This window comes from Cypionkella sp. (genome assembly GCF_036782355.1).
Taxonomy (GTDB): domain Bacteria; phylum Pseudomonadota; class Alphaproteobacteria; order Rhodobacterales; family Rhodobacteraceae; genus Cypionkella.
The window spans coordinates 1-13,437 of sequence record NZ_DAIPZF010000038.1; the positions used below are offsets into that span (position 1 = coordinate 1).

A 13,437-nucleotide genomic window follows, 5' to 3' on the forward strand; every position below is an offset into this window, starting at 1 on the left:
ATCACTGCAATGATCATCACCACCTGCACGCCAATAAACGCGACCGCTCCGGCATAGATCTGCCCCGTTTCCACCGGCGCGATCCGCGCATTGGTGAGGCGGTCGGTATAGGGCAGTTTCGCTGCAACCGAGCGCAGATAGAACAGCGCAAAGCCAAAGGGCGGTGTCAGGAAAGACGTTTGCAAATTCATCCCGATGATGACGCCAAGCCAGATCAGATCAATTCCCAATGCCTCCGCCGCCGGCACCAAAAGCGGCACAATGATGAAGGCGATCTCGAAGAAATCTAGAAAACAGCCAAGCACGAACAAGATGATATTGACCACGATCATAAAGCCGATCACCCCGCCGGGCACCGACGTCAGCAGATGCTCGACCCAGATATGGCCGTTAACACCGTAAAACGTCAGCGAAAACACCCGCGCGCCGATCAGCACGAACATCACGAAAGATGACAGCCGCGTGGTTGCGGCCAGCGCCTGCTCGGTCACCTTATAGGTCAACCGGCCCTTGAACAGCGCCAAAAGCAGCGCCCCCAAAGCTCCCATTGCCCCGGCTTCGGTCGGGGTGGCAAGGCCGATAAAGATCGTGCCCAACACCAGAAAAATCAGTGCCAAAGGCGGGATCAGCACGATCACCACCTGCTGGGCCAAGCGCGACATGGTGTTCAGCTTGAACACGCGGTCGGCCACGGTATAGGCATAGACCCCCAGCACCCCGATCACGGCACCCAAGATATCGGCATTGGGACCAACGCGCTCGATCAACGCGATATGAGTGGCATAGCCAAGCGCCATCAGCGCCGACAGCGCCACCAAAAGCGAAGTCACGCCATTACCCAGCGTGCGCACTTCAATCGGCAGCGCAGGCACCCATTTCGGCCGCAGTAGCGAGATCAGAAACACATAGCCCATGTAAAGACCAACAAGGATCAACCCCGGGATCAACGCGCCCTTATACATATCGCCAACCGAGCGGCCCAATTGGTCGGCCAAAACGATCAGAACCAAAGAGGGCGGGATGATCTGCGCCAAGGTGCCGCTGGCGGCAATAACGCCGGTGGCAATGCGCCGATCATAGCCATAGCGCAGCATAATTGGCAAAGAAATCAGACCCATAGCAATCACACTTGCCGCCACAACGCCGGTGGTTGCCGCCAAAAGCGCGCCGACAAGGATCACCGCATAGGCCAGACCGCCGCGGATCGGGCCAAAAAGCTGACCGACGGTATCCAGCAGATCTTCGGCCAGACCGGATTTTTCAAGAATGATGCCCATGAAGGTAAAAAAGGGAATAGCCAGCAATGTATCGCTTGAAATCACCCCCCATAACCGCTGCGGCATGGTGAAAAGCAAAGGCCAATCCAGCGTGATCGTGCCTTCCGACATTGGCGCCAGCCAGACGCCAATGGCAAAGAACACCAAGCCATTGGCCGCCAGCGAAAACGCCACCGGATAGCCCAGCAGCAAAAAGATCATCAGGCTTGCGAACATGATCGGCGCCATGTCCTGCGCGATAAGCTCTAACATCAGGCTTTATCCTTTCCCGCGGTCAGCAGCGCCTCGGCCATTGCCTTGCTTTCCCGCTCGGCGGCTTCTTGGGCGGTGACAAAGCTGTGCGGATCTTCTATCAGCCCTTGGATCACAGCGATTTTCTTAACAATTTCCGCTAGGGCTTGCAGCAGCAGCAACACAAATCCCGCCAGCAAAATCGCCCGCGCTGGCCAAATCAACAGCCCGCCTGCATTGGTTGAAATTTGCCCTGTGCGGATCGCATCCAGCATATAGGGCACCAACATCCAGGTCATCAGCGCCACAAAGGGCAGCAAAAAGAACAGATGGCCAAACAGGTCGATCCAGTTTTGCGTCTTGCGCGACCGCGAGGCGTAAAAGATATCGATGCGAATATGCTCGTTGCGGCTGAGGGTATTGGCGGCGGCAAGCATAAAGGCCGCGCCGTAAAGATACCATTGTAGCTAGAGCCAAGCATTTGAAGACATGTTGAAAAGCTTACGAATAATCGCATTGATGGCGCTGACCAAGACCGCCACCAGGATCAACCACATCACCGATTTTCCGACAAATTCGGTGAAGCGATCAATTGCCCGCGCAATCGTTAAGAGTGCTTGCATCAACGTCTCCTCCCAGTGGCCTGTTTGCCCTTGCCAAGACGCAAAGAGCCTATAAATTTTTTACCAACTATCTAGGAGTTCTGCGCTGCGTCAAGATTTTAGCGCCAAGTGCTATGACTTGTCGCAGATCACAGCCGGCGTGGCGGCCCCGGGCTAGTCGCGCAGGCTGCGCGCTTCGGGCAGGTTGATGCGGGCGACCTGTTCGGCAATCGGGTCCACCGAAAGCGGGTGCAATTCGGCATGATGGTCGGCAGGGGTGCCAATATCGACCCATTTGCCGGCCTTGAAAATCTCAAGCGCGGAAAACCCCGCCTTATAGCCCATCTTGCGGCTGCCAGGCACCCAATAGCCCAGATAAACATAGGGCAAACCGGCTTCCCGCGCGATATTTATATGATCTAAAATGGCATAGGTGCCCAGCGACAGAGCGGTAAAATCGGGGTCATAAAAGCTGTAGACCATCGACAGCCCGTCATCAAAGACATCGGTCAAGGAAACCACGGTCAAGGGCGTGCCGGTTTCGCCGGGACCTGCGGGGCGTGAATATTCGATCACCCGGCTTTTGATCGGCGTTTCCTCGACCATTGCGGCGAATTCGAACACATCCATATCGGCCATGCCACCATCGGCGTGGCGCGCATCCAGATAGCGGCGAAACAGCGCGTATTGATCCTCTGTCGCCCAAGGGCTGGTGGCGTTGCGGTGCAGATGCGCGGCCGCCTTAAGCACCTTGCGCTGGCTGCGATTTGGTTTGAAATCGGCGACGCGAATGCGCGCGGAAAGGCAGGCCGAGCATTCGGCGCAAGAGGGACGATAAAGCACATTCTGACTGCGCCGAAACCCCTGTTTTGAAAGCGTGTCGTTCAACCGCTGCGCCTGATCGCCTTGCAGTGCCGTGAACAGCTTACGCTCCATCCGCCCATCCAGATAAGGACAGGGCTGCGGGGCAGTAACGTAAAACTGGGGCACTATTGGAAGGGTATGGCGCATCGCTATTGCTTTGGTTGAAGAATGGCTCACCCTAACAAGGCAAGCAGGCAAGGCCAAGTCTTAAGATCGGTGTGTTTCCAAATGCTTAAAGGCCCTCTGGAAAATCAGAGGGCCTGAGATTTTTTGCATGTTAATAGGCGCCGCCGCGATCTTCCTCGGTTGGGCCTTGCGCCGCTTGCGCGGTGGCGCGGGCGCGGTCCTGCATAAAGGCATCGAATTCTGATTTGTCTTTTGCTGCGCGCAGGCGCTGTAAAAACGCTTCAAAAGCGGATTGCTCGTCTTCCAATCGCCGCAGCATATCGGTTTTATAAGCGTCAAAGGCGCTGTTGCCCGAAGGGCGCAGGCTGTCAAAGCGGCCCATGCGGTCTTGGCGTTCTGCGCCGCGACAAAAGGATTTAGACATGCGCTTGCTCCAGATCATATAGGCCAGAAGGCCAAGGCCTATGGGCCAAGCAAACACAAAGCCCAAGACCATCGCAGCGATCCATGCCGCGCGACCGCGGGCGTCAAGCCAGCTTTCGGCGCGGCGGAACCAAGAAAGGGGCCCAGCTGTCGGGGCCGTGGTCGAGGCGGTATACATGCAGGTAACTCCTGAAATATTGCAATGTGAACGTGTTTCACATCTCTCAAGATGCGTATGGAGGCTGCGATCTTCAAGGCCTATGTAAATCTTTATTACATGCCGAGCTAATCGTTTGATTTCCCTATGACCCTAGGGGTTCTTCGGTAAAATCTGCGGCTTTTGCACCACAGATGCGCAGCAAATCTTGCGGGGCAATCGGGAAAATATGCCGCGGGGTGCCGGCTGCGGCCCAGACTTGGGCAAAGTCCAACAGTTTGTGGTCAAGCCAGATCGGCAGGGGCGTCAGATGCCCGATCGGCGCAACACCCCCGATGGCAAAGCCGGTGATCTTGCGCACCTGCGCCACCTCGGCGCGGCCCAAAGCCTCGCCTGCAAGCGCAGAGGCGCGGGCCGCATCCACCCGATTGCCGCCCGCGGTTAAAAACAGATAAAGCTGACCCGCACTGCCGGCAAACAGGATCGATTTGACGATCTGATCCAAGTCGCAGCCCGCAGCCTCTGCCGCTTGCGCTGCGGTGCGAGTCTCGGCGGTCATCTCGATCGGCTGAGCCGCTATATTTGCGGCCTTCAGGGCGGCACAGACGCGGGCCAGGCTTTTGCTCATTGCAGGCTCCTTCGTTTTACCGCGCAACTTTGCCCTGCGGTGCGCAATTCTGCCAGCGCCAATTGACCCCGCGCCGCCGCCGCCGCAAACTGCGGTAATGAATGGACCTTTCGCCTCTCGGCTTACCCGCCAGCCCTTGCCCTTTGATCGCGAGGCCGCAGCCGATTGTGCCGCGACCTTCGCCGATATGACGCCCGATTTGCGCGGGCTTTTGTCGGCCACTGCCTCTTGCAGCCAATATCTACGCAGCCTGATGCTGACCGAGGCCGACTGGCTGCGCGAGGCGCTGTTGCAGCCGCCCGAAACCGTTTGCGCGCAGGTGCTGGCGGGGCTGGAGGCCGCGCAAGTCGATGCGCTGCCCGATGCCTTGCGCGCGGCCAAACGCCGTTTTGCGCTGATCACTGCCTTGGCCGATCTGGGCGGGGTCTGGTCGCTGATGCAGGTGACCGGCGCGCTGACCGATCTTGCCGACCGCGCCGTTGATCTGGCGCTGCGCCGCTTGGTGGCCGAGGAAATACGGCGTGGCAAATTGCCGGGGGCGGTGGCCGAGGACGCCGAAACCGCAGGCGGGATGACTTGCCTTGCCATGGGCAAGATGGGCGCGCGCGAGCTGAATTACTCCTCTGACATCGACCTGATTTGCCTGTTTGATCAAGACCGCTACGGCGCCGATTGGCACGAGGCGCGGGCAAGTTTCATTCGCGTCACGCGGCGCATGGCTTCGATGTTGTCCGATATCACGCCGCAGGGCTATGTGTTTCGCACCGATCTGCGGCTGCGCCCCGATGCAGGTGTGACGCCGGTGTGCCTGTCGATGGCCGCCGCCGAGGCCTATTACGAGGCTCAGGGTCGCACATGGGAGCGTGCGGCCTATATCAAGGCCCGCCCTTGCGGCGGGGATCTGGGGGCAGGGGCGCGGTTTTTGCACAGCCTCACCCCCTTTGTCTGGCGCAAGCATCTGGATTTTGTCGCGATCCAAGACGCCCATGACATGCGCCTGCGCATCCGCGAGCATCGCGGCTTGAACGGCGCTTTGGTCGTTGAAGGCCATGATATGAAACTGGGGCAAGGCGGCATCCGCGAGATTGAGTTTTTCACCCAGACCCGTCAGTTAATCGCAGGCGGGCGCGACCCAAGCCTGCGCGACCGCAGCACCTTGGGGGCTTTGCAGGCTTTGGTCGCAAAGGATTGGCTGCCGCAAGCGGTGGCGGGCGAGCTGTCGCAGCTTTACACCGCCCACCGCGAGGTTGAGCATCGCTTGCAGATGGTGGGCGATGCCCAGACCCATAAGATGCCCGTCACCGCCGAAGCTGTCGCGCGGATTGCGGCCTTTTGCGGCCAATCTGATCAGGCGTTTCGCCGCGATCTGCTGGACCGTCTGAGCCGCACCGATCAGCTGACTGAGGGGTTCTTTGCGCCCACTGAACCCGCCGCCGCCGCCCCCGAGCTGTCAGAACATGCGCGCGCGATTGTCAAAGGCTGGCAGGCCTATCCGGCGCTGCGCTCGGACCGCGCGCAGGCGATGTTTCAACGCCTGCGGCCAGCGCTTTTGGCGCGGCTGATGGCGGCGGGCAATCCAGACGAGGCTTTGCTGGCGCTGGATGGGTTTTTGGCCGGGCTTCCGGCGGGGGTGCAGATATTTGCGCTGTTCGAGGCCAACCCCAGCCTGATTGATCTGATCGTCGATATTGCCGCAACCTCGCCTGCGCTTGCGCTTTATCTGTCGCGCAATGCGGCGGTGTTGGATGCGGTGATTGGCGGCGCGTTCTTTTCGGCTTGGCCGGACAAAGCCGCCTTGCGCGCCGATCTTACGCACAAGCTGGCCGAGGCCGCCGATTACGAACGCCAATTGGATGCCGCAAGGCGCTGGACAAAGGAATGGCATTTCCGCATCGGCGTGCATCATTTGCGCGGGCTGATTGATGGCTTTGAGGCGGGCAAGCAATACGCCGATCTGGCCGAGGCGGTGATCAGCGCGCTGTGGCCGGTGGTTTTGGCGGATTTTGCCACCCGTCACGGGCCAGCTCCGGGGCGGGGGGCGATTTGTTTGGGCATGGGCAGTCTGGGGGCGGGCCGGCTGAATGCGGGGTCGGATCTGGATATGATCGTGATCTATGACGCGGCGGGGATCGAGGGCTCGACCGGCCCGCGGCCGCTTGCGACGCGGCCCTATTACGCGCGGCTGACGCAGGCCTTTGTCACAGCGCTTTCGGCGCAAACTGCGCAAGGCCGGCTTTACGAGGTTGATGTCCGGCTGCGGCCTTCGGGGCGCAAGGGGCCGGTGGCGACCTCGCTGGAAAGCTTCACCTCGTATCAGATGAGTGAGGCTTGGACATGGGAGCATCTGGCGCTGACCCGCGCGCGGGTTCTGGCGGGCGCGCCTGAGCTGGCGGATGCGGTCGAGACGTTCCGCCGCCATGTCATTGCCGTCAAAGGTCAGGGCGAAGCCGTGCGCGGCGATGTCGCACAGATGCGCGCGCGCCTGTCCGAGGCCAAACCGCAGGCCGGAGCTTGGGATGCGAAATTCGGCGCGGGCCGCTTGATGGATATCGAGCTTTTGGCGCAAACCATGGCGCTTTTGGTGGCAAGCCCCGCGCGCGGGGTGCAGGCGCAGATCGCGGCAGGCGCAAAAGCTGGTAAACTGTCGTATTCGGATCAGACGGTTTTGCTGGATGCCTACAGGCTTTGCTGGCAGATGCAATCGGCGTCCAAGCTGTTGGGGGATCGGGTCGCCGACCCCGCAGCACTTGGGCTTGGCGCGCAACGGTTTTTGTTGGCGGCCACGGGCGGCGGCGATGCAGAGGATTTGACCAAGCGGCTTATGACACGCACAGCTCTTGCTGCGGCGGTGATTGTGGCGCATCTGGAGGTTTGAACATGGGGAGACGCGCGTTGGACGTCAAAGAAGCAGACCCAAAGGGGTTGGTGCGCGAAAGCTATAACATCGACGGCATCACCGGTGAGGAATGCCGCTCGATCTTTATTGATTGGGCGCTGAGCCTGCCTGCAGTGGTTGATACGCCGGACTGCCTGCGGTCTTTGCTGGCGCATTACGGACTGCCGAACCCAGATCATCCAATGACCAAAGTTCTGACCGAGGCCTTGGTGGCCCCCGCCACACCGATGCGGCGCGGCGGGCGGGCAGGGCGCTTTGCCCAGCCTTAGCGCAGGGCGCGGGCTTCGGCAGCCAATGTGACAATCGCCGCCCAATCGCCGGCAAGCATCGCGTCTTTTGGGGCAACCCAAGAGCCGCCGACGCAGAGGATATTCTTTAACCCCAGATAATCGCGGGCATTTTTCAGGCTGATGCCGCCGGTTGGGCAGAACGACACCTGTGGGATCGGCGCGCCAAGCGATTTCAGAAAAGCCGCACCCCCCGATTGCTCGGCAGGGAAGAATTTCTGCACCGTATAGCCCATTTCCAACAGCGCCATGACTTCAGAGGCGGTGACAGCGCCCGGCAGCAAGGGCAGATCGTATTCCGCACAAGCGTCCAACAGCCGCTGCGTCGCCCCGGGCGAGACGCCGAATTTCGCGCCCGCCGCCTTGGCAGCCTTGACATCCGCAGGTGTCAGCAAAGTGCCTGCGCCGACAACACCGCCCTCAACCTCGGCCATCACCCGGATCGCATCCAGCGCGCAAGGCGTGCGCAGCGTGACTTCTAAAGCAGGCAGACCGCCCTGCACCAAGGCCTGCGCAAGCGGGCGGGCATGGGCGATATCGTCGATCACCAGCACCGGCACCACAGGGGCAAGACCGCAGATTTCAGCGGCAAGACGGGATTGTTCAGCAGGGGTCATCAAAATCTCCTTCCCCAAAATGGGGTCTGTAAACGGGATATTGCGGCGCAGCTAAAGCGTTTTGCGCGGCAATGCACGGATGGTTTGGCTAAAGCACCACCGCCGCACCGGTTTCCGAGGTGCCGACATTGCGCCGGAACGCCTCGAACAGTTCGCGGCCAAGGCCGTGTGCATTGGCCGACAGATCAGCGGTGATCGGCGTGCGGCTGTCAAAATCGGGCGCAAGACAGGTCAGCGTGCCTGCCACCGCATCCAAACGCACGATGTCGCCATCACGCAACCGCGCCAAGGGACCACCCTTGGCAGCCTCTGGCGAGACATGGATCGCCGCAGGCACCTTGCCCGAGGCCCCCGACATCCGCCCATCAGTCACCAGAGCCATCTTCAAGCCACGGTCTTGCAAAATCGTCAGCGAGGGCGTCAGCGAATGCAATTCGGGCATGCCATTGGCGCTTGGGCCCTGAAACCGCACCACAACCACGGTGTCCGTTGTGATCTCGCCCGCCTTGAACGCCGCCTTCACATCGTTTTGGTCGTGGAAAATCCGGCAAGGCGCCTCGATGATATGACGTTCAGGGGCCACGGCCGAAACCTTGATCACGCCGCGCCCAAGATTGCCCGACAACTGCCGCAAGCCGCCGGTGGGTTGGAACGGATCAGCCGCAGGGCGCAAAATCCGGTCGTTCAACGAGGCTTTCGGCCCGTCTTGCCAAGACAAACGCCCCTCGACCAGCTTTGGCTCGCGGCTATAGCTGGCAATCGACTCGCCCATCACCGATTTTGCATCCGCGTGCATCAGACCAGCTTCCAGCAGCTGCCCGATCATATAGCCCAGACCGCCCGCGGCATGAAAATGGTTCACATCGGCCAGACCGTTTGGATAGACCTTGGCCATCAGCGGCACCGCTTGGCTGATGTCATCAAAATCGGCCAGATCCAGCAAGATGCCCGAGGCCCGCGCCATCGCAGGCAGGTGCAGCACCAGATTGGTTGAGCCGCCCGTCGCCATAAGACCAACCAGCCCGTTGACATAGGCGCGCTCGTCCAAAATCTCGCCCGCTGGGCGGAAGTCATTGCCAAGCGCCGTCATGCTGGCGGCGCGTTCCACCGCAGCCGAGGTCAGGGCGGCGCGCAAGGGGGTGTCTGGGTTGACAAAAGACGCGCCGGGCAGATGCAGGCCCATGAATTCCATCAGCATCTGGTTGGTATTGGCGGTGCCGTAAAAGGTGCAGGTGCCAATGCCGTGATACGAGGCCATCTCGGCCGCCATCAGCTCGGCGCGTGTGGCTTTGCCTTCGGCAAAGGCATTGCGCACCTTTGATTTTTCATCGTTTGGAATGCCCGAGGTCATCGGCCCTGCCGGCACAAAGACCGCAGGAATATGGCCAAAGGTGGCGGCGGCCATCACAAGGCCGGGCACGATCTTGTCGCAAACCCCCAGAAAAATCGCCGAGTCAAAGGCGTTGTGGCTCAGCGCCACCCCCGCCGCCAGCGCAATCACATCGCGCGAGAACAGCGACAGCTCCATCCCCGGCTGACCTTGCGTCACCCCATCGCACATCGCAGGCACACCGCCCGCCACCTGCGCCGTGGCGCCAGCGCGCCGGGCGGCCTCGCGGATAATTTTTGGGTAATCCTCATAGGGCTGATGCGCCGAAAGCATGTCATTATAGGCGGTGACAATGCCAATATTGGGCGCGCGTACGCTGGCCAATTCGGCCTTATCCTCGACCATCGCGGCATAAGCATGGGCTTGGTTGCCGCAACTTAGATGCGCGCGCACTGGGCCTGCCTGCACGGCCGCACCGATCTGGGCAAGATAGCGGCCTCGCGTCGCAAGCGAGCGTTCACGAATTCTGTCGGTGACGCGGTCAATGGTGGAGTTAAGCGACATAAGAGCCTCGATCTGACGGATGACACAGATCTAGCAGATGCCGTTAGCGCTAACAACCCGCGCGGCGGCGAAATCATAAAAAATCCGCCACAGAGGGTAACGACGAGGTGTCGCGCAGCCTGTGGCGGCGGCTTCCTTAGTGTTGCAACAGTTAACGCAAATTCTTGCCATATTTGCAGCGCAAAACGGCGTCAGATCCGCAAGGCGCGGCTTGAGAGGCGAAAAGATGTCAGCAGTTAGAACGGTGGTCGCATTGGTGGTTTTGGGGCTTGCGGGCTGTGCGGCCCCGCCACAAACCACGCGTGCGGCGCATTTTCTGCAAGCAGAAGTGCCCACGCTGGCCAAAGCCGAAGCCCCGCGCGGCCTGACTGTTCTGCAATCGCAATATGATGTGGTTGCGGTAAATGTCGTGGTGCCCACCAGCCTTAGGGTCTCGGAGGCCAATAGCTTGCTGCCAAACGCAGACATCGTCTGGCGCGGTGATCCGCCCGGCGACCGCTATGCGCAAATCAAATCGATTTTCGAGACCGCCTTTGCGCGCGGCACCTCGATGATGCGCAAAGGCCCTCAGGTGGTGGTGGATATCGAAGTGACGAGCTTTCACGCGGTGACCGAAAAGGCGCGCTTTACCGTTGGCGGTATCCATAACATGCATTTTCTGATGAGCCTGCGCGATGCGCAAACAGGCGCGCTTTTGCAACCGCCACGGCTGATTGTGGCCGACACCCATGCCGCAGGCGGCGCTAAGGCGCTGGCCGAGGATGCCGCAGGGCGAACGCAAAAGGTCGTGGTGACCGAGCGTCTGGCCGAGGTAGCGCGGCGCGAGCTTTCGGCGGTAGTGGCGATGCCGCCAGATTTGGTGATGTCTGCACAGCTTGACAGCACCAGCCTGCGCGCCTCGGCACTGCGTTAAACCAAGACCTCTTTCCAGCCGCCTCGGAACACAGTAAGGGAGGAGGCTATGACACTCCCCATCTCGCACTCCCCCGCTGAAGAGGCTGCCGAACAGGTTTCGCGCAACCATCCCGTTGTTCGCCTGAAACCAAAGGCCGAAGCCCGCGCGATCCGCCACGGCTTTCCTTGGGTCTATGCAGACGAGCTGGTCACTGACCGCCGTACACAGGGTCTTGCGCCGGGTGCGCTGGCGATTTTGCAAGATGGCGAGCGTCGTGATCTGGGCTTGGTGACCGTTAACACCAATTCCAAGATCATCGCCCGCATGCTGGATCGTAACCCCGAGGCCGTGATCGACCAAAGCTGGTTTGAAGCGCGGCTGTCGCGGGCGCTGGATCTGCGCGCGCGGCTTTATGCCCAGCCGTTCTATCGGTTGGTGCATGCGGAATCTGACGGTCTGCCGGGCATTGTTATCGACCGCTTTGGCGATGTTGCTGTGGTGCAGCCCAACGCCGCTTGGGCCGAGGCGCATCTGGCCGATCTGGTCGCCGCCTTGATCGCGGTGACAGGGGTGACAACGGTTGTCAAAAACGGCACGGGCCGCTCGCGCGGGCTGGAAGGTCTGCCCGAGGAAACCTTGGTGCTGACCGGCGCTGTTGCAGGCCCGATTGCGGTGCCGATGAACGGTGCCACCTATTTCGCAGATGTCACAGGCGGGCAAAAAACCGGTCTGTTCTTTGATCAGCGCCCCAACCATGCCTTTGCAGCCAGCCTTGCACGCGGCGCGCGGGTGTTGGATGTCTTTGCCCATGTTGGCGGCTTTGGGCTTGCAGCCCTTGCCGGTGGTGCGGCTTCGACCTTGGCGGTCGATGCCTCTGCCGCCGCTTTGGCCTTGGCCGAACAGGGCGCGCTGGCCTCTGGCTTTGCCGATCGGTTCAGCACCCGCCAAGGCGACGCCTTTGCAGCCCTTGAGGCTTTGGGGGCCGAAGGTGCCGCCTTTGAGGTGGTGATCTGCGATCCGCCAGCCTTTGCGCCTGCAAAACCAGCACTAGAAGCGGGCCTGCGCGCATATGAACGCATCGCGCGGCTGGCAGCGCCTTTGGTCGCACCGGGGGGCTATCTTGTGCTGTGTTCTTGCAGCCATGCGGCGGATCTGTCGTCTTTCCGCAACGCTTGCGGGCGCGGCATTGGCCGCGGCGGGCGGCGTGGGCAGTTGTTGCACACGGGCTTTGCAGGCCCAGATCATCCGATGCTGCCGCAGCTTGCCGAAACCGGCTACCTCAAATCGCTTGTGTTCCGGCTGGATTGATGAAGGCCGTCCTTGACGCCTGCGTGATCTATCCCACCGTGCTGCGTGAAATCCTGACGGGGGTTGCGGCGCTTGGCCTTTATGAACCGCTCTGGTCTGACCGCATCTTGCGCGAATGGACCAGAGCCACCGCCAAGCTGGGCGCGCTTGCCCAAGCCGAGGCGGAGGGTGAGGCGTTGCTGTTTCGCGCCGCCTTTCCGCGCGGCCAAATCCGCGATCAGCCCAGTATCGAAGCGCGGCTGCATCTGCCGGATGACAACGATCTGCATGTGCTGGCGGTGGCGATTGCGGGCCATGCCGATTGCATTGTGACCTTCAACGCCAAGGATTTTCCGCGTCACGTTCTGGCCGAAGAGGGGATCGAGCGGCGCGATCCTGACAGCCTGTTGTGGCAGCTGTGGTCGTTTCACCCCGAGGACGTCGCGGGCGTGGTGCGCCGCGTCCACGCCACCGCCGAACGTCTGGCGGGCAATCCGATCCCGCTGAAATCGCTGCTAAAGCGCGCGCAATTGCCGAAACTGGCCAAGGCGATGGCCGCCTAGATCTGCCAGCGCTCGGCACGCGCCTGAATCGCTGCGATGCGCTCATCGGTCTTGGGATGGCTGCGCACCCAAGCCGGCACGCTTGATCCATCCGACCCCGTCAGCCGCCCCAATTTCTGAAACAACGAGATTTGCGGCCCGATGCCGATGCCGGCCTTGACCAGCAAAGCGCTGGCATAGGCATCGGCTTCGAACTCGTCGCGCCGCGACAGCCGCGCCATCAGCACCGAGGAAACCCCCCGCGCCAGCAGCACGCCAATGCCCGGCAAGAACCGGTTGAGCAGGGTCGACAGCATCATGAACACCGCGTTTTGCCCCGAAAAATCCACCATCCGCCGCCGCGAATGGCCCAGAGCCACATGGCCCAATTCATGCGCAATGACCGCAGCCAGCTCTTCATTGCTGACCTCGCCCCTCTCGCGGCGCTGCAAAAAGCCGCGCGTCAGATAGATTTGCCCGTCATGCGCCGCAAGCCCGTTCACCGCGTCAATCTCGTAAATATTGACGCCAATCGACGGCAGGTCCAGCGCCGCCGCCAGCCGGTCGACAAGCGGTTGCAGCGCAGGATCGCGCAGCGGTTTGCTTTGCGCTTTCAGGGCCTTACTGCTTTGCGCAGCCGAAAAGCGCAGCATGACGTAGCCATAAGCAAGGCCAAGCAAAAGGGGCAGGAACTTTATCATAACCCATGAT

13 protein-coding genes and 1 pseudogene are annotated in these 13,437 nt (G+C 60.9%); 5 read left to right on the plus strand and 9 right to left on the minus strand.

The window, feature by feature from the left end; translation table 11 throughout:
• The 6 genes and pseudogenes from V7Q10_RS13020 to V7Q10_RS13045 form a co-directional block, all read right to left on the minus strand.
• Nucleotides 1–1,529: TRAP transporter large permease (locus tag V7Q10_RS13020; protein WP_333869544.1), on the minus strand; the 1,529-nt coding region annotated here is incomplete at its 3' end.
• Nucleotides 1,529–1,957: pseudogene (locus tag V7Q10_RS13025) on the minus strand (TRAP transporter small permease subunit); the annotation flags it as partial. The gene V7Q10_RS13020 and the pseudogene V7Q10_RS13025, both read right to left, overlap by 1 nt.
• Before the next feature lie 18 nt (nt 1,958–1,975).
• Entirely contained in the window at nt 1,976–2,131 is a 156-nt protein-coding gene (locus V7Q10_RS13030) for a hypothetical protein (RefSeq protein WP_333869545.1), read from the minus strand.
• A 153-nt stretch (nt 2,132–2,284) separates the two neighbouring features.
• Nucleotides 2,285–3,121 carry an arginyltransferase gene (locus tag V7Q10_RS13035; RefSeq protein WP_333869546.1) on the minus strand — a complete coding sequence of 279 codons (837 nt, stop codon included), beginning with the start codon at nt 3,119–3,121 and terminating at the stop codon, nt 2,285–2,287.
• Between the two features lie 130 nt (nt 3,122–3,251).
• On the minus strand, nt 3,252–3,701 hold the full coding sequence (locus V7Q10_RS13040) for a DUF2852 domain-containing protein (protein ID WP_333869547.1): 450 nt from the start codon (nt 3,699–3,701) through the stop codon (nt 3,252–3,254).
• Between the two features lie 124 nt (nt 3,702–3,825).
• Entirely contained in the window at nt 3,826–4,308 is a 483-nt protein-coding gene (locus V7Q10_RS13045; protein ID WP_333869548.1) for a YbaK/EbsC family protein, read from the minus strand.
• Between the two features lie 97 nt (nt 4,309–4,405).
• On the opposite strand from V7Q10_RS13045, the gene V7Q10_RS13050 reads away from it, so the two are divergent.
• Both V7Q10_RS13050 and V7Q10_RS13055 read left to right on the plus strand, forming a co-directional pair.
• Complete coding sequence (locus tag V7Q10_RS13050; RefSeq protein ID WP_333869549.1) at nt 4,406–7,183, plus strand: glutamine-synthetase adenylyltransferase; 2,778 nt, start codon at nt 4,406–4,408, stop codon at nt 7,181–7,183.
• A 2-nt stretch (nt 7,184–7,185) separates the two neighbouring features.
• Nucleotides 7,186–7,473 (plus strand): hypothetical protein, encoded by a 288-nt coding sequence (locus V7Q10_RS13055; RefSeq protein ID WP_333869550.1) that lies wholly within the window; start codon nt 7,186–7,188, stop codon nt 7,471–7,473.
• Here V7Q10_RS13055 and eda read toward each other — a convergent pair.
• Entirely contained in the window at nt 7,470–8,108 is a 639-nt protein-coding gene (gene eda / locus V7Q10_RS13060) for a bifunctional 4-hydroxy-2-oxoglutarate aldolase/2-dehydro-3-deoxy-phosphogluconate aldolase (protein WP_333869551.1), read from the minus strand. The two genes, V7Q10_RS13055 and eda, sit on opposite strands and share 4 nt — an antisense overlap.
• Before the next feature lie 88 nt (nt 8,109–8,196).
• Nucleotides 8,197–10,002 carry a phosphogluconate dehydratase gene (gene edd, locus V7Q10_RS13065; protein WP_333869552.1) on the minus strand — a complete coding sequence of 602 codons (1,806 nt, stop codon included), beginning with the start codon at nt 10,000–10,002 and terminating at the stop codon, nt 8,197–8,199.
• A 226-nt stretch (nt 10,003–10,228) separates the two neighbouring features.
• Between edd and V7Q10_RS13070 the strand changes: the two genes are divergently transcribed.
• The 3 genes from V7Q10_RS13070 to V7Q10_RS13080 are packed head-to-tail and all read left to right on the plus strand — an operon-like array spanning nt 10,229 to nt 12,747.
• On the plus strand, nt 10,229–10,915 hold the full coding sequence (locus V7Q10_RS13070; RefSeq protein ID WP_333869553.1) for a DUF6778 family protein: 687 nt from the start codon (nt 10,229–10,231) through the stop codon (nt 10,913–10,915).
• Nucleotides 10,916–10,963: 48 nt separating this feature from the next.
• Nucleotides 10,964–12,205: an RSP_2647 family RNA methyltransferase gene (locus V7Q10_RS13075; RefSeq protein ID WP_333869554.1), complete on the plus strand. Its 1,242-nt coding sequence runs from the start codon at nt 10,964–10,966 to the stop codon at nt 12,203–12,205.
• The gene (locus V7Q10_RS13080; protein ID WP_333869555.1) at nt 12,205–12,747 is read left to right on the plus strand and encodes an RSP_2648 family PIN domain-containing protein; all 543 of its coding nucleotides are present in this window, start codon (nt 12,205–12,207) and stop codon (nt 12,745–12,747) included. The genes V7Q10_RS13075 and V7Q10_RS13080 overlap by 1 nt, the downstream gene beginning before the upstream one ends.
• Here the strand turns inward: V7Q10_RS13080 and V7Q10_RS13085 are convergent.
• Nucleotides 12,744–13,427, minus strand: a complete 684-nt coding sequence (locus tag V7Q10_RS13085; protein ID WP_333869556.1) for a M48 family metallopeptidase — start codon at nt 13,425–13,427, stop codon at nt 12,744–12,746. The genes V7Q10_RS13080 and V7Q10_RS13085 overlap by 4 nt on opposite strands.
• Between the last annotated feature and the right edge of the window lie 10 nt (nt 13,428–13,437).

Excerpts from the sequence above, each read along its gene's own strand:
- V7Q10_RS13030 (WP_333869545.1), bottom strand. The coding sequence starts at position 2,131 with ATGCAAGCACTCTTAACGATTGCGCGGGCAATTGATCGCTTCACCGAA.
- V7Q10_RS13035 (WP_333869546.1), bottom strand. The coding sequence starts at position 3,121 with ATGCGCCATACCCTTCCAATAGTGCCCCAGTTTTACGTTACTGCCCCG.
- V7Q10_RS13040 (WP_333869547.1), bottom strand. The coding sequence starts at position 3,701 with ATGTATACCGCCTCGACCACGGCCCCGACAGCTGGGCCCCTTTCTTGG.
- V7Q10_RS13045 (WP_333869548.1), bottom strand. The coding sequence starts at position 4,308 with ATGAGCAAAAGCCTGGCCCGCGTCTGTGCCGCCCTGAAGGCCGCAAAT.
- V7Q10_RS13050 (WP_333869549.1), top strand. The coding sequence starts at position 4,406 with ATGAATGGACCTTTCGCCTCTCGGCTTACCCGCCAGCCCTTGCCCTTT.
- V7Q10_RS13055 (WP_333869550.1), top strand. The coding sequence starts at position 7,186 with ATGGGGAGACGCGCGTTGGACGTCAAAGAAGCAGACCCAAAGGGGTTG.
- eda (WP_333869551.1), bottom strand. The coding sequence starts at position 8,108 with ATGACCCCTGCTGAACAATCCCGTCTTGCCGCTGAAATCTGCGGTCTT.
- edd (WP_333869552.1), bottom strand. The coding sequence starts at position 10,002 with ATGTCGCTTAACTCCACCATTGACCGCGTCACCGACAGAATTCGTGAA.
- V7Q10_RS13070 (WP_333869553.1), top strand. The coding sequence starts at position 10,229 with ATGTCAGCAGTTAGAACGGTGGTCGCATTGGTGGTTTTGGGGCTTGCG.
- V7Q10_RS13075 (WP_333869554.1), top strand. The coding sequence starts at position 10,964 with ATGACACTCCCCATCTCGCACTCCCCCGCTGAAGAGGCTGCCGAACAG.
- V7Q10_RS13080 (WP_333869555.1), top strand. The coding sequence starts at position 12,205 with ATGAAGGCCGTCCTTGACGCCTGCGTGATCTATCCCACCGTGCTGCGT.
- V7Q10_RS13085 (WP_333869556.1), bottom strand. The coding sequence starts at position 13,427 with ATGATAAAGTTCCTGCCCCTTTTGCTTGGCCTTGCTTATGGCTACGTC.